This window comes from Saccharothrix syringae (assembly GCF_009498035.1).
GTDB classification, from domain to species: Bacteria; Actinomycetota; Actinomycetes; order Mycobacteriales; family Pseudonocardiaceae; genus Actinosynnema; species Actinosynnema syringae.
In genome coordinates this window covers 261,293-281,545 of sequence record NZ_CP034550.1, presented here as the reverse complement: position 1 = coordinate 281,545, position 20,253 = coordinate 261,293, and the positions used below count along the sequence as shown (strand labels likewise).

The 20,253-nt window shown below is 72.9% G+C and carries 21 protein-coding genes and 1 tRNA gene; 10 read left to right on the top strand and 12 right to left on the bottom strand.

Going from position 1 to position 20,253, the window contains the following annotated elements; translation table 11 throughout:
- Positions 1–2 precede the first annotated feature (2 nt).
- On the bottom strand, positions 3–470 hold the full coding sequence (locus EKG83_RS01310) for a GatB/YqeY domain-containing protein (protein ID WP_033433514.1): 468 nt from the start codon (positions 468–470) through the stop codon (positions 3–5).
- A 64-nt stretch (positions 471–534) separates the two neighbouring features.
- Between EKG83_RS01310 and EKG83_RS01305 the strand changes: the two genes are divergently transcribed.
- Together EKG83_RS01305 and EKG83_RS01300 are read left to right on the top strand one after the other, a co-directional pair.
- Complete coding sequence (locus EKG83_RS01305; protein ID WP_033433460.1) at positions 535–1,494, top strand: metallophosphoesterase; 960 nt, start codon at positions 535–537, stop codon at positions 1,492–1,494.
- Positions 1,495–1,533: 39 nt separating this feature from the next.
- A tRNA-Pro gene (locus EKG83_RS01300) sits at positions 1,534–1,607 on the top strand.
- A 125-nt stretch (positions 1,608–1,732) separates the two neighbouring features.
- On the opposite strand, the gene EKG83_RS01295 is transcribed toward EKG83_RS01300, so the two are convergent.
- Positions 1,733–1,933, bottom strand: coding sequence for a hypothetical protein (locus EKG83_RS01295; protein WP_033433459.1), 201 nt, complete (start codon positions 1,931–1,933; stop codon positions 1,733–1,735).
- A gap of 254 nt (positions 1,934–2,187) precedes the next feature.
- Here EKG83_RS01295 and EKG83_RS01290 point away from each other — a divergent pair, with 254 nt between their 5' ends.
- The 3 genes from EKG83_RS01290 to EKG83_RS01280 are packed head-to-tail and all read left to right on the top strand — an operon-like array spanning position 2,188 to position 5,045.
- Complete coding sequence (locus EKG83_RS01290; protein ID WP_033433458.1) at positions 2,188–2,415, top strand: hypothetical protein; 228 nt, start codon at positions 2,188–2,190, stop codon at positions 2,413–2,415.
- A 15-nt stretch (positions 2,416–2,430) separates the two neighbouring features.
- Entirely contained in the window at positions 2,431–3,237 is an 807-nt protein-coding gene (locus EKG83_RS01285) for a class I SAM-dependent methyltransferase (protein WP_033433457.1), read from the top strand.
- A complete protein-coding gene (locus tag EKG83_RS01280; protein WP_033433456.1) occupies positions 3,234–5,045 on the top strand; it encodes a S9 family peptidase in 1,812 nt (603 codons plus the stop codon). The genes EKG83_RS01285 and EKG83_RS01280 overlap by 4 nt, the downstream gene beginning before the upstream one ends.
- 50 nt (positions 5,046–5,095) lie before the next feature.
- Here the strand turns inward: EKG83_RS01280 and EKG83_RS01275 are convergent, their stop codons facing one another.
- The 3 genes from EKG83_RS01275 to EKG83_RS01265 all read right to left on the bottom strand — a co-directional run bounded on the left by EKG83_RS01275 (position 5,096) and on the right by EKG83_RS01265 (position 6,685).
- Positions 5,096–5,572 (bottom strand): Dps family protein, encoded by a 477-nt coding sequence (locus EKG83_RS01275; protein WP_033433455.1) that lies wholly within the window; start codon positions 5,570–5,572, stop codon positions 5,096–5,098.
- Positions 5,573–5,589: 17 nt separating this feature from the next.
- Positions 5,590–6,012 carry an organic hydroperoxide resistance protein gene (locus tag EKG83_RS01270; RefSeq protein ID WP_033433513.1) on the bottom strand — a complete coding sequence of 141 codons (423 nt, stop codon included), beginning with the start codon at positions 6,010–6,012 and terminating at the stop codon, positions 5,590–5,592.
- 112 nt (positions 6,013–6,124) lie between these two features.
- A complete protein-coding gene (locus EKG83_RS01265; protein ID WP_033433454.1) occupies positions 6,125–6,685 on the bottom strand; it encodes an NADPH-dependent FMN reductase in 561 nt (186 codons plus the stop codon).
- An 80-nt stretch (positions 6,686–6,765) separates the two neighbouring features.
- On the opposite strand from EKG83_RS01265, the gene EKG83_RS01260 reads away from it, so the two are divergent.
- On the top strand, positions 6,766–7,833 hold the full coding sequence (locus EKG83_RS01260; RefSeq protein ID WP_051766479.1) for an alpha/beta hydrolase: 1,068 nt from the start codon (positions 6,766–6,768) through the stop codon (positions 7,831–7,833).
- Between the two features lie 522 nt (positions 7,834–8,355).
- Here EKG83_RS01260 and EKG83_RS01255 read toward each other — a convergent pair.
- A complete protein-coding gene (locus EKG83_RS01255; RefSeq protein ID WP_033433453.1) occupies positions 8,356–9,804 on the bottom strand; it encodes a catalase in 1,449 nt (482 codons plus the stop codon).
- Positions 9,805–9,863: 59 nt separating this feature from the next.
- The gene (locus tag EKG83_RS01250; RefSeq protein ID WP_033433452.1) at positions 9,864–10,286 is read right to left on the bottom strand and encodes a Fur family transcriptional regulator; all 423 of its coding nucleotides are present in this window, start codon (positions 10,284–10,286) and stop codon (positions 9,864–9,866) included.
- Between the two features lie 84 nt (positions 10,287–10,370).
- Between EKG83_RS01250 and EKG83_RS01245 the strand changes: the two genes are divergently transcribed.
- Positions 10,371–11,567, top strand: a complete 1,197-nt coding sequence (locus EKG83_RS01245; protein WP_033433451.1) for an MFS transporter — start codon at positions 10,371–10,373, stop codon at positions 11,565–11,567.
- Here EKG83_RS01245 and EKG83_RS01240 read toward each other — a convergent pair.
- The 3 genes from EKG83_RS01240 to EKG83_RS01230 form a co-directional block, all read right to left on the bottom strand.
- Positions 11,534–12,967: a gluconokinase gene (locus EKG83_RS01240; RefSeq protein ID WP_033433450.1), complete on the bottom strand. Its 1,434-nt coding sequence runs from the start codon at positions 12,965–12,967 to the stop codon at positions 11,534–11,536. The genes EKG83_RS01245 and EKG83_RS01240 overlap by 34 nt on opposite strands.
- Positions 12,968–13,041: 74 nt before the next feature.
- Entirely contained in the window at positions 13,042–14,124 is a 1,083-nt protein-coding gene (locus EKG83_RS01235) for an aspartate-semialdehyde dehydrogenase (RefSeq protein ID WP_033433449.1), read from the bottom strand.
- Positions 14,121–15,386: an aspartate kinase gene (locus EKG83_RS01230; RefSeq protein ID WP_033433448.1), complete on the bottom strand. Its 1,266-nt coding sequence runs from the start codon at positions 15,384–15,386 to the stop codon at positions 14,121–14,123. Before EKG83_RS01230 ends, EKG83_RS01235 begins: the two co-directional genes overlap by 4 nt.
- Before the next feature lie 75 nt (positions 15,387–15,461).
- Here EKG83_RS01230 and EKG83_RS01225 point away from each other — a divergent pair, with 75 nt between their 5' ends.
- Positions 15,462–16,685 carry a glycosyltransferase family 39 protein gene (locus tag EKG83_RS01225; protein WP_033433447.1) on the top strand — a complete coding sequence of 408 codons (1,224 nt, stop codon included), beginning with the start codon at positions 15,462–15,464 and terminating at the stop codon, positions 16,683–16,685.
- Positions 16,685–17,302, top strand: coding sequence for a nitroreductase family protein (locus EKG83_RS01220; RefSeq protein ID WP_051766478.1), 618 nt, complete (start codon positions 16,685–16,687; stop codon positions 17,300–17,302). Before EKG83_RS01225 ends, EKG83_RS01220 begins: the two co-directional genes overlap by 1 nt.
- Here the strand turns inward: EKG83_RS01220 and EKG83_RS01215 are convergent.
- Positions 17,276–17,599, bottom strand: a complete 324-nt coding sequence (locus EKG83_RS01215) for a hypothetical protein (protein WP_051766477.1) — start codon at positions 17,597–17,599, stop codon at positions 17,276–17,278. The genes EKG83_RS01220 and EKG83_RS01215 overlap by 27 nt on opposite strands.
- Positions 17,600–17,708: 109 nt before the next feature.
- Entirely contained in the window at positions 17,709–18,008 is a 300-nt protein-coding gene (locus tag EKG83_RS01210; protein ID WP_051766476.1) for a hypothetical protein, read from the bottom strand.
- Between the two features lie 227 nt (positions 18,009–18,235).
- On the opposite strand from EKG83_RS01210, the gene leuA reads away from it, so the two are divergent.
- A complete protein-coding gene (gene leuA, locus EKG83_RS01205) occupies positions 18,236–20,023 on the top strand; it encodes a 2-isopropylmalate synthase (RefSeq protein WP_033433444.1) in 1,788 nt (595 codons plus the stop codon).
- The last annotated feature ends 230 nt before the right edge of the window (positions 20,024–20,253 follow it).

Sequence of the window (20,253 nt, the reverse complement as noted above, 5' to 3'; positions counted from 1 at the left end):
CCTCAGGCCAGCTTCGCCCGCACGACCGCGGCCACCCGGCCGCCCTCGGCGCGCCCGGCCACCTCGGCGTTGACCGCCTTCATGACCTGCCCCATCTGCCGCTGCCCGGGCCGCTCGCCCAGCTCGTCGGCCAGCCGGGCCACCACGCCGTCGACCAGCGAGGCCAGCTCGTCGTCGGACAGCTGCGCGGGCAGGTACGCCTCCAGCACCGCGGACTCGGTGCGCTCCAGCTCGGCCTGCTCGGCGCGCCCGGCGCCCGCGAACGCCTCCGCGGCCTCCTTGCGCTTCTTCACCTCGCGGGTGATGACCTTCAGCACCTCGTCGTCGGACAGCTCGCGGGCGGTCTTGCCGGCGACCTCCTCGGTCGTCACGGCGGCCAGCGCCATCCGCAGCGCACCGGCCCGGACCGTCTCCCGGTTCTTGATCGCCACCGTCAGGTCAGCCTGCAACCGCGCCTTCAGCTCCGCCATGGTCGGGAACGGTACCGGGCGACCCGCCACACCCCGAACGGGTAAACCCCCTACCCTCGGGGACGTGAACAAGCTCGGCCGGGCCCTCCTCGCCACCACCGCCCTCGGCACCGCCACCGTCGCCTACGCGGCGGGCATCGAACGGCGGCACTGGACGCTGCGCGAAGCCACCGTGCCGGTCCTGCCGCCGGGTTCCGCGCCGCTGCGCGTGCTGCACCTGTCGGACCTGCACATGCTCCCCGGGCAGCGGTCCAAGCAGCGGTGGGTCGCCGCGCTGGCCGAGCTGGCGCCGGACCTGGTGGTCAACACCGGCGACAACCTGGCGCACCAGCAGGCCGTGCCCGCCGTGATCCGCGCCCTGGGCCCGCTGCTGGAGCGGCCGGGCGTGTTCGTGTTCGGCAGCAACGACTACTACGCGCCGCGCCCGAAGAACCCGGTGCGGTACCTGCTGCCGTCGGCCAAGACCAAGCGCATCCACGGCATCCCGCTGCCGTGGCGCGACCTGCGCGCGGCCATGGTCGAGCGCGGCTGGCTGGACCTGACGCACGTGCGCCGGACGTTCGAGGCGGGGGGTCTGACGATCTTCGCGGCCGGCGTGGACGACCCCCACCTCAAGCGCGACCGGTACGACGAGATCGCGGGCGAGCCGCCGTCGGCCGACCTGCGCCTGGGGGTGACGCACTCGCCCGAGCCGAGGGTCCTGGACGCCTTCGCGGGCGACGGCTACGACCTCGTCCTGGCCGGCCACACCCACGGCGGCCAGCTGCGCGTGCCGGGCTACGGGGCCCTGGTGACGAACTGCGACCTGGACCGCTCGCGGGCCCGCGGGGTGTCGCGGTGGGGGGCGCGCACGTGGCTGAACGTCTCCGCCGGGCTGGGCACGTCGCCGTACGCGCCGGTGCGCTTCGCGTGCCCGCCGGAGGCCAGCCTGCTGACGCTGGTGGCTCGGGGCGTCGACGCAGGTCAGGACGGGTTCGACGCGAAAAGGGATACCCGGTTCGGAGTGGGTGGGGGGATCAGGTAGAGTTCTCCTCGTTCGAGCCCCACGGGGGTCGGGCGGGACCGGGGTGTGGCGCAGTTTGGTAGCGCGCTTCGTTCGGGACGAAGAGGTCGCAGGTTCAAATCCTGTCACCCCGACACAGATCAGGCCCACAGAGGACTCCCTCTGTGGGCCTGATTCGTCTCCGCGCCGGCGGTGCCGAACCGCCGGGCGCGGGTCGGTCGGGGTCGGGGGGCTTCCCCCGACCGACCCGCCCCGAGGACTAGCGGGTGTGCGGGCGCAACTCGGCGAGCTTGCGGAGCAGTTCACCGACCTGCGTCCAGTCCAGCTTCGCCGACTCGCCGGGCGGGGTGTGGATGCACACGTCGCCGTCCTCGGTCAGGGACACCTCCAGCGTTCGCCGACGACCCAGGGCGTCCAGGCACGCGACCCGACCGCCCTGCCGAACCGAGTTCTCCACCATCGTCAGACCTCCGCTGTGCGGGTTCGTATGACCGGGAATTCGTTCGGCCGAACGTGGGCGTTACGCATCACTCCTCGCTGTTGCCAAATTGATTCCACCCCTCCCAACCGACAGATCGTCACGTTCTGTTAACCCAACCGGGTGAAAGTTGACGATTCAACTCACGCTAAGTAACAGACGACAAGATCGGCGCGAAGACCGGGCAACGCGTCCGAACGACACCGAACACCGGACGCCGCAAGCGAAGGAGACCCATGAGCACCACCTCCGCCGCCCGTCCCTCCTCCGCCCGCACCTGGCTCCCCCTGCTCGCCTGGTCACAGGCCGCACTCGGCTCCGCCACCGCCGTCACCCTGCTGACCTCGCCCACCCCCGGCGTCGTGGTCGGCCTCGTCGTCGCCCTGCTGGGCCTCGTGGTCAACGCCCTGCACCGCGCCTCGCGCACGATGGACCGCATCTTCGAGGAGGAGCTGGACCGCTAGGGCACGATCACCTCCGTGACCGACCTCGCGGAACGCACCGCGCTGCGCCGCCGCATGTACGGCGAGCGGGACCTGGCCGCCCTGCCCGTGTTCGCCGGCGGCTTCATCAACTTCGGCTACTGGCGGGGTGTCGACCTGACCGGCGGGCTCACCGTCGAGCAGCGCGTCGGCACCCAGGAAGCCCTCTACGACGTCGTCCTCGACGCCCTGGACGTGCGCCCCGGCGACCGCCTCCTGGAGGTCGGCTGCGGGCACGGCGTGGGTGCCCGCCGGGCGCTGCGCCACGAGCCCTCCCTGGTCCGCGGCCTGGACCTGGAGCCCGAGCAGGTGGCCCGCGCCACCGCCGGCGGCACCGACCCGCGCGTGGCGTTCACCACGGGCTCCGCGTGCGCCATGCCGTTCCCGGACGCCTCCTTCGACCGCCTGCTGTCGGTGGAGGCCGCGCAGCACTTCGAGGACGTCGCGGGCTTCGCGCGGGAGAGCGCCCGCGTCCTGGCCGACAGCGGCCGGTTCGCGCTGACCACCTTCTTCGCCACCGGCGCGGCGGCCGTCCCCGAGCTGGTCGGGCTGGTCAGGTCGTTCACCAGGGGCCTGGACCTGGCCCACCCGGTCGACGACGTGCTGGCCCACCTGCGCGCCGCCGGCCTCGCCGACGTGACCGCGACGAGCATCGGCGAGCACGTGTGGCACGGGCTGGACCGCTGGCTCGAACTCGGCCCCCACCCGAACGGGTGGGACCGCGCCTATCGACGGGCGTTCGACCGGGGACTGCTGGACTACTACCTGGTCACCGCCCGGAAGCCGGCAGGATCGGGTACGTGACGACGCACCCGACCGCCGAGGTCCCCGACCCGCTGTTCCCCGACGCCGAGGCCGAACAGCGCTGGCGCGCCCGCTTCACCGCGCCGCGCGTGAGCCTGCCCGGCTGGGCCGACGACGCGCCGGACCGCAACCTCTACCTGTCGAACGCGAGCGGCGTGTGGGAGGTCTACGCCTGGGACCGGGCCACCGACACCCACCGCAGGGTCACCGACCGCCCGAACGGCACCTCGCACGCCGCGCTGAGCCCCGACGGCGAGGCGATCTGGTGGTTCAACGACACCGACGGCGACGAGTTCGGCACCTGGGTCAGCGAGCCGTTCGCCCCCGGCGGCGACGCGAAGCCCGCCGTCGAGGGCGTGCCCGCGGGCTACCCGGCGGGCCTGGAGATCGGGCACGACGTGGTCGCCGTCGGCACCTCCACCGACGACGGCACCACCGTCTACGTCTCCCGCGGCGGCGCGCCCGCCCAGGTCATCTACGCGCACGAGAACGACGGCGGCGTCTCCGCGCTGTCCAAGGACGAGACCCTGGTGGTGCTCGCGCACTCCGAGCACGGCGACAACCGGCACGCCGCGCTGCGCGTGGTCACACCGACGGGTGAAAAGGTCGCCGAGAAGTGGGACGGCCCCGGCAAGGGCCTCGACGCGATCGCGTTCAGCCCGGTGCGCGGCGACAACCGGCTGCTGGTCGGCCACGAGCGGCGCGGCCGGGAGGAGCTGCTGATCTGGGACGTCGCCGCGGACAGCGAGACCGAGGTCACCATCGACCTGCCCGGCGAGATCAGCGCCGACTGGTACCCCGACGCGCGGGCGCTGCTGGTCGCGCACACCTTCCGGGCCCGCAACACGCTGCACCGCTACGACCTGGCGACCGGCGAGCTGACCGCCCTGGACACCCCGCACGGCACGGTCGGCGGCGCGCGCGTGCGCCCGGACGGCGCGGTGGAGTACTCGTGGTCCTCGGCCGCCCGGCCCGGCGTGGTGCGGACGCTGGGCGCCGACGGCGACGAGCGCGTGCTGCTCAAGCCGCCCGGGCACGAGGCGCCCGCCTCGATCGACCTGGAGGACGTGTTCGTCGGCGAGGTGCACGCCCTGGTCGCGCGGCCCGCGGGCGCGCCGGACGGCCCGCTGCCGACCGTGTTCCACCTGCACGGCGGCCCGCACTCGGCCGACGAGGACCGGTTCTCCGCCTACCGCGCGGTGTGGCTGGACGCCGGGTACGCCGTGGTGCACGTCAACTACCGCGGCTCCACCGGCTACGGCTCGAAGTGGCGCGACGCGATCGAGGGCCGGCCGGGCCTGACCGAGCTGGAGGACGTGGCGGCCGTGCACGGGTGGGCCGTGTCCTCCGGGTTCGCCGACCCGGCGAAGTGCGTGGTCAACGGCGCCTCGTGGGGCGGCTACCTGACGCTGCTGGCGCTGGGCACCCAGCCCGGGTTGTGGGCGGCGGGCGTCGCGGGCGTGCCGGTGGCCGACTACCTGGCCGCGTACGAGGACGAGATGGAGCCGCTGCGGGCGTTCGACCGGGCGCTGTTCGGCGGTTCGCCGGAGGAGCTGCCCGACCGGTACCGCGAGTGCTCGCCGCTGACCTACGTGGACGCGGTGCGCGCGCCCGTGCTGGTGCTGGCGGGCGAGAACGACCCGCGCTGCCCGATCCGGCAGATCGACAACTACCTGGACCGGCTGGCCGAGCGCGGCGCCGCGTACGAGGTGTACCGGTACGACGCCGGCCACGGCTCGCTGGTGGTCGCGGAGACCATCCGGCAGACCGCGGCGGAGGTCGCGTTCGTGCGGCGCGTGCTGGGCTGAGGCGGGCCGACCCGACCGCCGGGCGAACCGGCGGTCGGGTCACCCCGCCGTCATGCCTGCTGGGCCTGCCACATCCAGTGGGCCTGCTCCAGGTTCTTGGTGATCTCGATCAGCAGGTCCTGGGTGACCAGGTCGGACTTGTCGGTCTCGTCGATCCGCGCGCGCAGCCGCTCGACCAGCTTGGCCAGCGCGGTGACGACCGCGGAGACCACGTCGGCCTCCTTGAGCCAGCCGTCCGGGAACTCGGGCACGCCCGAGCCCTCGGCGACCGTCCTGGCCTTGCCGTTGGGCGAGATGCCCAGCGCGGCGGCCCGCTCGGCCACCTCGTCGGTGTAGGTCCGCGCCGTCGTGACCAGCTCGTCGAGCTGGAGGTGGACGCTGCGGAAGTTCTTGCCGACCACGTTCCAGTGCGCCTGCTTGGCCACCAGCGACAGGTCGACCAGGTCCACCAGGGTGGCCTGCAGGACGGTGCCCACCGCGGCCTTGTCGGACTCGGACAGCGGGCTGGTGATCGGGCTGTTGCTCATGTGTGCTGACGCCTCCTTCACACGGTGGCGGTGAGGGCCACCTCGATGTTGCCGCGCGTGGCGTTGGAGTACGGGCAGACGCGGTGCGCCGCCTCGACCAGCCGGTCGGCCGTGGCCTGGTCGACGCCCGGGACGTGGACGTCGAGCGCCACGGTCAGCCCGAACGCGCCCGCGTCGTCACGGCCGAGGCCCACCTTCGCGGTGACCGTCGTCTCGCCGACGCGCACGCCCAACTGGCGGGCGGAGAGCCGCAGCGCGCTGTGGAAGCACGCCGCGTAGCCGGCGGCGAACAGCTGCTCCGGGTTGGTCCTGTCCCCACCCGGCCCGCCCAGCTCCTTGGGCGTGGCGAGCTGCTCGTCGATGACGCCGTCCGAGGACCGGACCTCGCCGTCGCGCCCGTCCCCGACCGCGACCGCTTCCGCCGTGTAGAGCACCTGCATGGTGATGTTCTCCTCTGAGCTGGTGGTTGGTCCTTCGATCAAGTCCAACACCCGGCCGAAGCCGAACCGCACCGGGTGGTGCGGCAGCTCACGCCACCCCGGAACTACCCGCTCAACCGGCCCTCGACACGGCGAACTCCGTCACTTGCCGCCCGATCGTGTGAAGCTGTTCGGCCACCGAGAGCACCGAGCAGCCGCCCTCGGCGTCGAAGTCGACCTCCCGCGAGTTCACCGCCGCGCCCAGCGGCGTGGGCCAGCCGCGCAGCGCGTGCACGATCGACCGCAGCGCGGTCAACGTGGTCACCGACGCCTGCCAGCCCAGGGCCGTGGCCACGCAGCCCACCGCCCGGCCGTCCAGGTAGGGCCGGCCGTCCTCGCGCAGGTCCTCGACGTAGTCCAGGGCGTTCTTGACCAGCCCGGACACCGTGCCGTGGTAGCCGGGCGAGACCAGCACCACCCCGTCGGCCGCGCGCAGCGCCTCGACGAGCCGACGGGCGTTGTCCGGCCGATCGGGCACCGAGGGGTCGTAGAACGGCAGCACCAGGTCCGGCCCGGAGACCTCGACGGTCTTCGCCCCCGCCTCCGCCGCCCCCTCCAGCGCGATGCGCAGGGCGCGCTCGGACTGCGAACTGGGGCGGAGCGACCCGCCGATGCCCACCACGGTGACCGTCATGGCAACCGATCCTGCCACCTCCACCTAGCTGGAGGTCCAATTCCTCGCACACCGCCTTACCGACGAGTAACCTGCGTCTCATGCCCAAGCTCGCCGAATCGGTCCCCTCCGGCGTCCTGGCCGGCGCCCTCCGCCTCGCCTTCGGCCTGCCCGCCCCCCTGCGCCGCCTGATCACCGGCCGCCCGATCACCGTCGACGGCCAACGCCTGCACCCCGAGGCCCAACTGCTGCTGAGGCTGCAACAACTCAGCGGCGAGGACTGGCGCACGACGACCCCGGCGGAGAACCGCCTGGCCCTGTCCCGCAGCAACCAGCTGGTGTGCGGCCCGATCATCGACGGCGTGGCCGTGCGAGCCCTGTCCGCAGCCGGCGTGGGCGCACGGTTCTACGAGCCGACGAACCTCCCCCCGGGCTCCCCCCTGCTGGTCTTCTACCACGGCGGCGGCTGGGTCAGCGGCGACCTCGACAGCCACGACAACCTGTGCCGCTTCCTGGCCGTGGAGTCCGGCGTGCGAGTGCTGGCGGTGGATTACCGACTGGCCCCCGAGCACCCGTTCCCCGCCGCCGTGGACGACGCCCGCAACGCCTTCACCTGGGCCACCGAGCACGCCGAAGAACTGAACGTCGACCCGAGGCGGATCGCCCTGGGCGGTGACAGCGCGGGCGGCAACCTGGCGGCGGTGACGGCCCTGCACGCGGACCGCGCCAAGCCGGTCTTCCTGCTGCTGTTCTACCCGGCAGTGGACGCGACGGTGCGCAGGCGCTCACGCGAACTGTTCGGCCAGGGCTTCTTCCTGACCGACGAGAAGATGGACTGGTTCATGGACCACTACGCGCCATCACGGGACACGCACACCGACCCCCGCCTCTCGGTGCTACTGGCCGAAGACCTGAGCGGACTCCCCCCGACCTACGTGGCCACGGCAGGCTTCGACCCCCTGCGCGACGAGGGCGAGGCATTCGCGGAAAAACTGGCCGAACAGGGAGTCCCCGTAGTCCTGCGCCGCCACCCCGGCCTGTTCCACGGCTTCGCCAACATCCTCGGCGTGGGCGGCGTGTTCCGGGAGGCGGTGGCCGAAGCAGTCGGCTCCCTGCGCACCGGCCTCGCCCTGGCCAACGCCCAGCAGGACGTGCCGGACACCGCCTGACCCCCTGCACGACTGGAGGACACGCGGTGCCGGAGTGGAGGACACGCGGTGTCCGAGTGGAGGACACGCCGGTGCTGAACGTAGAACTCGGGGGCCCGGAACGTTCGACACGACGGGTCTGAAGGTTCGACTCGCGCGGTTTGAACGCATGACTCGCCCGACCCCAACGCATGACACGCCGGGAGGGGGCTGGGGCCGGTGGGGGCCGACGAGGCCCGATTTGACATGGGTTCGAGTGCCATAGGCTGGTCGGAGCCGGCAGGCTCGGCGGGACGCTTTTCCCCGCCGTGCCTGTCGGCTGCGGCCTGCCTCCGGTGCTCGTAAGGGCCCCATGTCAAATCGAGCCGGACGACACCCAGGGGGAACGAGCAAAAAGAGGCCGCCCGGTAGCGGAACCGGGCGGCCTCCCCTGGCAGGGCACTCGCCAGACCTCACTCGCCGGGGATCACCCGGCGAGAGCACTCAACAAAACCCGCCGGAAACCCGCCCGACGAAAGCCCCAGCAAAAGCAGGCGCCGGAGTTCAGCCGGCGAAGGCGGACGCGATCTTGTCGCCGGTCTCCTTGTCGATGGAGCGCCAGTACTCGAACGCCCGCTCCAGCACCGGCCCACTGACCCCGTTGGACAGGTGGGCGACGACGGTCCGGACCAGACGCTCCCGCTGCCCCGAGTCCATGACCTCCCGGATCAGGGTCCCCGCCTGCCCCCAGTCGTCGTCCTCGGCGTGCAGCTTGTAAGCCGACCGCACGACGTCGTCCTCGACCCCGTAAGTCGTGGTGACCTCCCCGGCAGCCTCGGAGGAGGCGTGCGGCCCACCGTAGGAGTTGGGCGCGTACACCGGATCGGAAGCGCGGCCGAACCGCATGGCCCCGTCCTTGGAGTACGAGTGGACCGGCGACTTGGGCCGGTTCACCGGCAGCTCGTTGTAGTTGGCCCCGATGCGGTACCGGTGCGCGTCCGGGTAGGAGAACATCCGCCCCACCAGCATCCGGTCGGGCGAAGCCCCGATCCCGGGCACCAGGTTGGTCGGCTCGAACGCCGCCTGCTCGATCTCGGCGAAGTAGTCGGACGGGTTGCGGTCGAGCACCAGCCTGCCGACCTTGACCAGCGGGTAGTCGCCGTGCGGCCACACCTTGGTCAGGTCGAACGGGTTGAACCGGTAGGTCGCCGCGTCCGCGTAAGGCATGACCTGCACGTACAGCGTCCAGGACGGGAACTCGCCCCGCTCGATGGCGTGCCACAGGTCGGCCCGGTGCGCGTCGGCGTCCTCGCCGGCGATCCTGGCGGCCTCCTCCGAGGTCAGGTTCTCGATCCCCTGGTCGGTCTTGAAGTGGTACTTGACCCAGAACTTCTCACCGGCCGCGTTCTCCCACAGGTAGGTGTGCGAGCCGTAGCCGTTCTGGTGGCGCCACGTCCGGGGGATGCCCCGGTCGCCCATCAGCCAGGTCACCTGGTGGGCGGTCTCGGGCCGCAGCGTCCAGAAGTCCCACTGCATGTCGTGGTCGCGGCGCCCGGTGTCGGCGCGGCGCTTCTGCGACCGGATGAAGTCGGGGAACTTGATCGGGTCGCGCAAGAAGAACACCGGCGTGTTGTTGCCGACGAGGTCGTAGTTGCCCTGCGTGGTGTAGAACTTCAGCGCGAACCCGCGCGGGTCGCGCCAGGTGTCGGGCGAGCCCAGCTCACCGGCGACGGTGGAGAAGCGCAGCAGCACCTCGGTCGCCACGCCCGGCTGGAACAGCGCCGCCTTGGTGAAGCGGCTGACGTCCTCGGTGGTCTCGAAGCGGCCGAACGCGCCGCCGCCCTTGGCGTGCACGACCCGCTCCGGCACGCGCTCGCGGTTGAACTGCGCGTTCTTCTCGATCAGGTAGTGGTCCTGCAGCAGGATGGGACCGTTGGCGCCGAGGGTCAGCGAGTGGTCGTCGCTCGCGACCGGGATGCCCGCGTTGTTCGTGGTGTGACGCGCTTGGGTCACGCTTCCAGCTCCTTCTGTGGGGTGCGGCAGTCGGCGCCCTCGCCGGCCGGGGGTCCCGGTCAGCCCGGGGCGCCCTGGCAGTCCGGGCACAGACCCCAGAACAGGACCTCCGCCTCGTCCACGGTGAACCCGCCGGTGGACGACGGTTCCAGGCAGGGCGCGGCACCGTGGACGCAGTCGACGTCCCTGGTCCGGCCGCAGGCCCGGCACACGAGGTGGTGGTGGTTGTCGCCGGTCCGCGTCTCGTAGCGCGCCGGGTGACCGGCGGGCTCGATCCGGCGCAACAACCCGGTCCGGGCGCACGCGTGCAGCACGTCGTAGACGGCCTGCGTGGACACCGCGCCCAGCCTGGCCCGCACCCCCTCGGCGACCTGGTCGGCCGTCGCGTGGGGGTGCTCGGCGAGCCAGTCGAGCACCGCGAGCCGGGGTGCGGTGACGCGCAGCCCGGCGCCCTTGAGCAGTTCACGTGGTCCTGGGGTCATGGCCCAGCCAGTTCACCACGTTTTCTTGAGTCAGTCAAGAAAGCGAACTGTTAAAGACTTGCCCCGTCGGGCGAAGATGAACTCGTGAACGTCGCTAACTACCTCGCCGTCCTGCGGACCCCGCGCGTGCCCGGGCTCATGCTGTTCATGCTGGTCGCGCGCATACCCGCGACGGCGGCGGGCATGACGGTCACCATGCACGTCCTGCTCGGCCTGGAGCGCGGCTACGGCGCCGCGGGCCTGGTCGGCGCGGTCAGCACCATCGGCATGGCCGTCGGCTCGCCGCTGATGGGGCGCCTCGTGGACCGGCGCGGGCTGCGCGCGATGATCGCGCTGTCCGTGGTCACCGAGGGCGTGTTCTGGGCCACCGGGCCGCTGCTGGCCTACCCGGTGCTGCTGGTCAGCTGCTTCCTCGCGGGCATCACCGCCATGCCGGTGATGCAGCTGGGCAGGCAGGTGCTCACCGCCCTGGTGCCGGAGTCGAGCAGGCGCAGCGCGCTGGCGATGGACTCGATGGCCGTCGAGGTCGCCTTCATGGCCGGCCCCGCGCTGGGCGTGGCGCTGACCACCCAGGTCACCAGCCGCGGCGCGATGTGGACCATCGGCGCGGCCATGGTGCTCACCGGCGTGGCGCTGTGGGCGGTCGACCCGCCGGTCCGCTCCGAGGGCGAGAGCCGCGAGCGGGTGCCGGTCCGGCAGTGGCTCGACGGCCGACTGCTGGGCGTGCTGATCAGCGCGGGCGGCGCCACGTTCGTGCTGTCCGGGGTCGAGGTGTCGGTGGTGGCGTCCATGCGCGGGCTCGGCCTGACCGCGTGGACGGGCGCGGTGGTCGCGGTGATGTGCGTGGCGTCGCTGGTCGGCGGCTTCGTCTACGGCGGCCTGCCGCGCGTGCCGCCGCTGTGGGCGCTGATGGGCGGCATGGGGCTGCTGGCCGTGCCGATCGGCCTGTTCGACTCCTCGCCGTGGCTGCTGGCGCTCGCCCTGGTGCCGACCAACTTCCTGTGCGCGCCCACGATCACCGCGACCGGCGAGGCGATCACCCGGCACGCCCCGGCGTCCGCGCGGGGCATGGCGATCGGGTTGCAGGGGTCGGCGTTCACGCTGGGCGTGGCGCTGGGGCAGCCGCTGACCGGTTTCGTGATCGACCACTCCGCCCCGGGCTGGGGCTTCGCCGCGGCGGGCGCGGGCGCGGTGGCGATCGCGCTGGCCGTGGTGCTGCTGGACCGGCGCGCCGCGCCGGCGGTGGATCAGCTCCCGACCAGCTCCCGCAGCGCGCGGTAGAGGCGTTCGACGGCCGGGCGCGCGCGGGCGTAGTGCTCCACCGCCGCCGCGTCCGGCTCGACCGCCCTGGTCGGCACGACCAGGTCCGCCGCGGCGGTCAGCGACGGCAACTCGCCCAGCGCCCGCCACGCCAGCAGCGCCGCGCCGACGCCCGAGCCCTCGCTGTCCTCGGCGACCTCCAGGCGCAGCCCCAGCGCCGAGGCCAGCACGGTCGCCCACAGGTCGCTGCGGAACGCGCCGCCGGTCACCCGCACCGCGTGCACGCCCGCCACCGACCGCACCGCGTCCAGCACCAGCGCCAACTGCTGCGCCACGCCCTCGACCAGCGCCCGGGTCACCTCGGCGCGCCCGTGCTCGCGCCGCAGCCCGACCACGGCCGATGACGCGTCCGGGTCCCACCACGGCGCGCGCTCGCCCAGCAGGTACGGCAGCGCGGTCACGCCCGCCGCGCCCACCGGCACGCCCGCGGCCTCCTCCAGCAGCGTCCCCACGTCGGCCCCGAACGCCTCCGCGGCCCACTGCGCGACCACCCCGCCGTTGCTCACCGCGCCGCCGAGCACCCACAGGCCGTCGGCGACGGCGTAGCAGAACACCCGCCCCAGGGCGTCCACGCCCGGCTGGTCGCGGACCACGCGCAGCGCGCCGCTGGTGCCCAGGGACACCGCCGCCACGCCGGGCACCACCGCGCCGACGCCGAGGTTGGCCAGCGGGCCGTCGCCGCCGCCGAGCACCACCGGGGTGCCGCGGACCACCCCCGGCACGTCCAGGACCAGCGGGAACCAGTCGGTGGGCGCGTGCAGCTCGGGCAGCCGGCCCGCGGTCACCCGCGCGTACTCCAGCGCGCCCGGGTGCCAGGCCAGGGTCCGCAGGTCCATCAGGCCGGTGGCCGAGCCGGACGAGTGCTCGGTGGCCAGCCGACCGGTCAGCCTGGCCGCGACGAAGTCCTTCAGCCCGCACCACCGGTCGGCGGTGAACCCCTGCTCGGCGAACCACGCCAGCTTGACCAGCGGGGACATCGTGTGCACGGGGGTGCCGGTGGCCTGGTGCAGGGCCGCGCCCTCGGGCGTGCCGCGCAGCCGGGCGGTCTGCTCGACGGCGCGGTTGTCGGCCCAGCTCAGCGACGGCGTCACCGGGCGGCCGGAGGCGTCCAGGCCGAGCAGCGTGTGCATGGCGCCGGTCAGCGCGAGCGCGCGCACGTCGTGCCCCAGGGCGGCGACCTCGCGCAACCCGGTCAGCGCCGCGTTCAGCACCTCACCCGGGTCGTGGGTCGCCTCGCCGGACGGCGTGGTGCGCATCGGGTAGCCGTGCTCCGCCGACGCCACCACGCCCGCGCGGCGGTCGACCGCGATGACCTTCGTCGCCGTCGTACCCAGGTCGATCGCGAGCACCACCTCAGCCATGGCCGAGAACCTACAGAACGCGACCGCCCCCCGACCCGATCAGGTCAGGGGGCGGTCGGCGGCACGGCCCGCGACTACAGCCGGGTCGCCAGCTCCTCGGCGATCTCGTAGGTGTTCAGCGCCGCGCCCTTGCGGAGGTTGTCGCCGCACACGAAGAAGTCCAGCGTGTTCGGGAAGTCCAGCGCCTGCCGGACGCGGCCGACGTAGGTGGGGTCCTCGCCCACCACGTCCGCGGGCGTCGGGAACCGCTTCTGCTCCGGGTCGTCCACGAGCACGATGGTGGGCTGCGCGGCGAAGATCTCGTGCGCCCGCGCCACGGTCACCTCGCGGGCGAACGTGGCGTGCACGGCCAGCGAGTGCGTGGTCACCACGGGCACGCGCACGCAGGTCGCGGACACCTTCAGGTCCGGGATGCCCAGGATCTTGCGGGACTCGTTGCGGACCTTCAGCTCCTCGCTGGTCCACCCGTCGTCCTTGAGGGAGCCCGCCCACGGCACGACGTTCAGCGCCAGCGGCGCGGGGAACGGCGACTCGGACACCGGCAGGCCCGCGGCCTCCAGCACCTCGCGCACGTCGCCCGCCCGGACGCCGACGCCCTTGCCCGCCACCGCCGCGGTCTCGGCGTGCAGCCGGTCGATGGCCTCCTGGCCGCCGCCGGACGCCGCCTGGTACGAGGCCACGACCAGCTCGCGCAGCTCGAACTCGCGGTGCAGCGCACCCAGCGCGGCCATCATCGACAGCGTGGTGCAGTTCGGGTTGGCGATGATGCCCTTGGGCCGCTCGGCCACCTCGTCCGCGTTGACCTCGGGCACCACCAGGGGCACCTCGGGGTCCATCCGGAACGCCGCCGAGTTGTCCACCGCCACCGCGCCGCGCTCGGCCGCGATGGGCGCCCACTGCGCCGACACCGCGTCCGGCACGTCGAACATGGCCACGTCCACGCCGTCGAACACCTCGGGCGCCAACGCCCGGACGGTCAGCTCCTCGCCGCGCACGACGATCTTCTTGCCCGCCGACCGCGGCGAGGCGACCAGCCGGATCTCGCCCCACGGCACGGACTCCCGGCCGTTGATGATGTCGATCATCACGGTGCCGACCGCGCCGGTGGCGCCCACCAGGGCCAGCACCGGGCCCGACGTCCCGCCCGCGCCGCTCATCGCCCGCTCCCCGCGTACACCACTGCCTCCTCGTCGCCGCCGAGCTCGAAGGCGTCGTGCAGGGCCCGCACGGCGTCGTCGAGCTGCGTGTCGCGGCAGATGACCGAGATGCGGATCTCCGAGGTGGAGATGATCTCGATGTTCACCCCGGCGCTGGCCAGGGCCTCGCAGAACTGGGCGGTCACGCCGGGGTGCGAGCGCATGCCCGCGCCGACCAGCGACACCTTGCCCACGTGCTCGTCGTAGAGCACCTGGTCGTGGCCGATCTCGTCGCGCGCCTTCTCCAGCGCGGCCACCGCGCGCGGGCCGTCGTCCTTCGGCAGGGTGAACGTCACGTCGGTGCGGCCGGACACGGCCTGCGACACGTTCTGCACGACCATGTCGATGTCGATCTCCGCGTCGGCCACGACGCGGAAGATGCGGGCGGCCACGCCGGGGTGGTCGGGGACCGCGGTCACGGTGACCTTGGCCTCGGACCGGTCGTGCGCGACGCCGGTGATCATCGCCTGTTCCACGGGAAGGTCCTCCACTGACCCGGACACGATGGTCCCGGGCTTGTTGCTGAACGAGGATCGGACGTGCACGGGGACGCCGTACCGGCGGGCGTACTCGACGCAGCGCAGCATGAGCACCTTGGCCCCGCTCGCCGCCATCTCCAGCATCTCCTCGTAGGTGATGCTCTCCAGCCGCTTGGCGTTCGGCACGATGCGCGGGTCGGCGCTGAACACGCCGTCCACGTCGGTGTAGATCTCGCAGACGTCGGCCTTCAGGGCGGCCGCCAGCGCCACCGCGGTGGTGTCGGTGCCGCCGCGGCCGAGCGTGGTGATCTCCTTGCTGTCCTGGCTGACGCCCTGGAAGCCCGCGACGATCGCGATGGCGCCCTCGGACAGGGCGTCCTGGATGCGGCTGGGCGTCACGTCGATGATGCGCGCCTTGCCGTGCACGGACGTGGTGATCACGCCGGCCTGCGAGCCGGTGTACGAGCGCGCCTTGGCGCCCAGCGAGCTGATCGCCATCGCCAGCAGCGACATGGAGATCCGCTCACCGGCGGTGAGCAGCATGTCCATCTCCCGGGCGGGCGGCACCGGGGACACCTGGCGCGCGAGGTCGAGCAGCTCGTCGGTCGTGTCGCCCATCGCGGACACCGCGACGACGACGTCGTTGCCCGCCTTGCGGGTCGCGACGATGCGCTCGGCCACCCGTTTGATCCGCTCGGCGCTTCCCACCGAGGAACCGCCGTACTTCTGGACGACGAGCGCCACAGAACCTCTCCTCCCAGGTGCGAAAGCCCAGCTCTTCGGGAGACTACCTGGCCCAAGGAGTGGACAGCGGGGACCGTGACCCCCACTACGCTCGTCGCCGTGGCAACCCTGGAGGCCGTGCACGTGGAGCCGGAGGACGCGCCGTCGGCGCGCGAGCGGCTGGCGCGCGCGGCCAGACACCGGGTGACCCTGGCGGTCGCCCCCGCCGCGCTCTACCTCGCGGTGCGCGAGCTGGGGCTGCTGGTGCTCCAGCTGATGGCCGACCGGTGGGGCGAGGACGTGGCCAGGGCGCTGACCTCGTGGGACGGGCAGTGGTTCCTGGGCATCGCCGAGGGCGGCTACGCGGGCGTGCCGGCGCACCTGGTCGACGCGTTCGGCAGGCGGTCCGCGGAGACGCCGCTGGCGTTCTTCCCCGGCTACCCGGCCCTGGTGCGCTGGGTGGCCGGCCTGCCCGGCGTGGAGCCGGTGGGCGCGGCGTTCGCGGTGAGCCTGCTCAGCGGTGTCGTCTGCGCCTACGGGTTGGCGCAGCTGGGGCGGCGGGTGTTCGGCGGGTCGCGGCGCGCCGGGCTGGTGCTGGTGGTGCTGTTCGCGGCCTCGCCGATGGCCGTGGTGCTGTCCATGACCTACTCGGAGGCGACGTTCTGCGCGCTGGCGGCGTGGTCGCTGGTGGGCGTGGTGGAGCGGCGGTGGCTGCTCGCCGGGCTGTGCTGCGCCGGCGCGGGCCTGGTGCGGCCGACGGCGGCGGCGCTGGTACTGGCGGTGTGCGCGGCGGCGCTGGTCGCGGTGTGGCAGCGGCGCGACGGGTGGCGGCCGTGGGCGGGCGCGCTGCTCGCGCCGGCCGGCCTGGCCGGCTACCTCGGGTACGTGGCGGTGCGCACCGGGCGGTGGGACGGCTGGTTCGCCGTGCAGCGGGGCGGCTGGGACTCGCGGTTCGACGGCGGGGCGGCGACGTGGAAGTTCGCCCTGCTCATCCTGGGCGAGCCGCGGTCGGTGCTGGAGCTGGCCACGGTGTGGTTCCTGGTGGTGGCGCTGGCCCTGGTGGTGCTGGGCGCGCGGCGCGGGCTGGAGTGGCCGCTGGTCCTCTACGGCGCGGGCGTGCTGGCCATGGACCTGGGGTCGAACGGGCTGATGAACTCCAAGGCGCGGCTGCTGCTGCCGGCGTTCACGCTGCTCGTGCCGGTGGCGCTGGCGCTGGCGCGGCGGCGGACGGGCACCGCGGTCGCCGTGCTGGCCGGGTTGTCGGTGTTCAGCGCGTGGTTCGGTGCGTACGCCATCACCGCTTGGCAGTATGCGATCTGATGGAACCGAACCCGTTGATCGCGCGGCGCTGGAGCCCGCGCGCGTTCGACCCGGTGGCCGAGGTGGCGCCGGGGACCGTGCGCGTGCTCCTGGAGGCGGCCCGCTGGGCGGCCTCGCACGGCAACACCCAGCCGGCCCGGTTCCTCGTCGGGTACCGCGGGGACGACACGTTCGAGCGAATCTTCGCGGCCCTGCGGCCGGGCAACCAGACGTGGGCCGGGCGCGCCTCGGTGCTGCTGGTGGGCGCGGTGGCGACGGCCGACGAGCGCGGGCCGCTGCCCAACACCGAGTTCGGGCTGGGGCTGGCCGTGCAGAACCTCGTGCTCCAGGCCGTCGACCTCGGCCTGGTGACGCACCAGGTGGGCGGGTTCTCGCCGGAGGCGCTGCGCGGGTCCTTCGGCATCCCGGAGGACGTGCGGCCGGTCGTGGTGGTCGCGGTGGGCCTGCTCGGCTCCGCCGACGACCTGCCCGCCGACCTGGCGGCCCGGGAGCGGCGGCCGCGGGTGCGCAAGCCGCTGGCCGAGACCGCCTTCGCGGGCTCGTGGGGCCGGCCCGCCTTCCCGGGCGGGCAGCCGGACTCCCTGGGCGGTTCAGCCGAGCAGCCGGACCAGCCGTAGCGCGAGGGACCGGACGACCAGCCAGAACAGCGCGGCCAGGCCGTGGTTGACCAGGACGCGCAGCTTCGCGTCGGCCGGGGTGAACAGGTCGCGGAAGCCGAGGGCGAACCGGTCGGCCCAGGTCGCGACGGTCGTGGTGATCGAGTTGGCGGGGTTGGCGCCCCCGACGGTCAGCAGCACGTCGGCGACCAGCACGGCCGCGACGAGCGCCCCCGCCCAGCCGAGGACCCCGGCCACCGCGGCGACCACCCGCGGGCGGGCGCCCGGCCGGTCTGGTTCGGTCCGGTGCGCGGCCATGCCCGGCAGTGTAGGCGCGCGGATGCGCCGGGGTCCCCCGCCGCAGGGGGTGGGCGGCGGGGGACCCCGGCGTGCTCGCGTCGGTTGTCTCGACGTCGACGTTCGGGCGTCAGCGCGCGACGACGCGGGCGAGCAGGTTCGCGACGACCAGCCAGAAGACCGCCGCGAGGCCGTAGTTGACGATCAGGTCGAGATTCGCGTTGCCCAGCTGGAAGAGCCCTGGGAAGAACAACGCGAGCGGCTCGGCCAGCTGCTGGATGAACTTGAAGAGCGCGTTGGCCGGGTTCGCCCCGAAGAGGTTCATCAGGATGTAGATAACCTCGATGAGCGCGAACACGGCGCCCACACCGTGGATCACTCGGGCAGCGGTGTAGCTGCCGCTGCGCGTTGAGGTTCGCCATCTGGACATGTCAAGAGGCTGCCCGCACCACGATCTAGTGAAACTCCTTCGGGTGAAGTTCCACCATCTGGGCGCGTGGTTCCAGCTCGCCGCGCCGTGTGGTTAACCTAGTCGGCATGGCGCGTGCCCTCCTGCTTCGCCGCCGTGACGGGGTCTGACCGACCGGCCCCCCGTCGCGGGATCGAGCGCTGCCGCCGGTCGTCTCACACCCACCGGCCAGCAGGAGCGAGATCCCGATGACCAGCCCCGACGCGTACACCTCCGGCACCAGCCGCATCCGCACGCCCGCCCGCCCCGTCGAGGGGCAGCCCGCCTGGAACCCGCAGCGCGGCACGTCCATGCCCGTCCACCGCTACCGGCCCTTTCACGAGCTGGTGGAGGTCGTCGACGTACCCGACCGCACCTGGCCCTCGAAGCGGGTCGAGAAGGCGCCCCTGTGGTGCGCGGTCGACCTGCGCGACGGCAACCAGGCCCTGATCGACCCCATGTCGCCCGCGCGCAAGCGCAAGATGTTCGACCTGCTGGTGCGGATGGGCTTCAAGGAGATCGAGGTCGGCTTCCCGGCCGCCTCGCAGACCGACTACGACTTCGTCCGCGAGATCATCGAGGACGGCGCGATCCCGCCGGACGTCACCGTCCAGGTGCTGACCCAGTGCCGGCCCGAGCTGATCGCCCGGACGTTCGAGTCCCTGCGCGGCGCGGCCAAGGCGATCGTCCACTTCTACAACTCGACCTCCGTGCTCCAGCGGCGCGTGGTGTTCCGGGCCGACCGCGAGGGCGTCAAGAAGATCGCCACCGACGCGGCGCGGTTCGCCCTGGAGCAGGAGGCGCTGTACCCGGAGACCGAGTTCCGGTACGAGTACTCCCCCGAGTCCTACACCGGCACCGAGCTGTCCTACGCCCTGGACGTCTGCGACGCGGTGTCCGAGGTCATCCGGCCGACGCCGGACAAGCCGCTGATCATCAACCTGCCCGCGACCGTCGAGATGGCCACGCCGAACGTCTACGCCGACTCGATCGAGTGGATGTCGCGCAACCTGGCCCGGCGCGACTCGATCATCCTGTCGCTGCACCCGCACAACGACCGCGGCACCGGCGTGGCGGCGGCCGAGCTGGGCTACCTGGCGGGCGCGGACCGCATCGAGGGCTGCCTGTTCGGCAACGGCGAGCGGACCGGCAACGTGTGCCTGGTGACGCTGGGCATGAACATGTTCAGCCAGGGCGTCGACCCGCAGCTGGACTTCTCCGACATCGACGAGATCCGCCGCACGGTCGAGTACTGCAACCAGCTGCCCGTGCCCGAGCGGCACCCCTACGGCGGCGACCTGGTGTTCACCGCGTTCTCCGGCTCGCACCAGGACGCGATCAAGAAGGGCTTCGAGGCCCTGGAGGACGCGGCCAAGGACGCCGGGCAGCACGTGGACGAGTTCCCGTGGGAGGTCCCGTACCTGCCGATCGACCCGAAGGACGTCGGCCGCACCTACGAGGCGGTCATCCGGGTCAACTCGCAGTCCGGCAAGGGCGGCGTGGCGTACGTGATGAAGACCGAGCACCACCTGAACCTGCCGCGGCGGCTGCAGGTGGAGTTCTCCAGGGTGATCCAGGAGGTCACCGACACCCACGGCGGCGAGATCGGCCCGAAGGACATGTGGGACTCGTTCTCCGCCGAGTACCTGGACGGCACGGTCCCGCTGAAGCTGCTGCGGCAGAAGGTCTCCGGCGACGGCAGCGGGCACGAGCAGATCCGGGCGTTCGTGGTGGTCGACGGCGAGACCCAGGAGATCACCGGAACGGGTAACGGCCCGATTGCCGCGTTCGTGGACGCCCTGGCCACGATCGGGTACGACGTGCGGGTCCTCGACTACGTGGAGCACGCGATGTCGTCGGGTGACGACGCGCGGGCGGCGGCGTACCTGGAGTGCGCCGTGGGCGACCGGGTGCTGTGGGGCGTGGGCATCGACAGCTCCACGGTGTCGGCCTCGCTGCGCGCCCTGGTCTCGGCGATCAACCGGGCGCACCGCTGACGAGGCCGGCGGGAGACTGACGGGAGCTGACGGGAGGCCGGGGGGCGGACCGGTTCGACGGCCTGGTTTTCGACGGCCTGGTTTTCGACGGCCTGGTCGACGCGCTGCTCGCCGGCCCGGCCCCGGGCCGGTCCCCTCCCCCGGCACCGGTGGTGCCCGACGCGCCTTCGGGCCTGGCCGGGCACCGGCGCCGCGCGGGGCGGAGCGGGGCGGGTGCCCAGGAGCGCTGA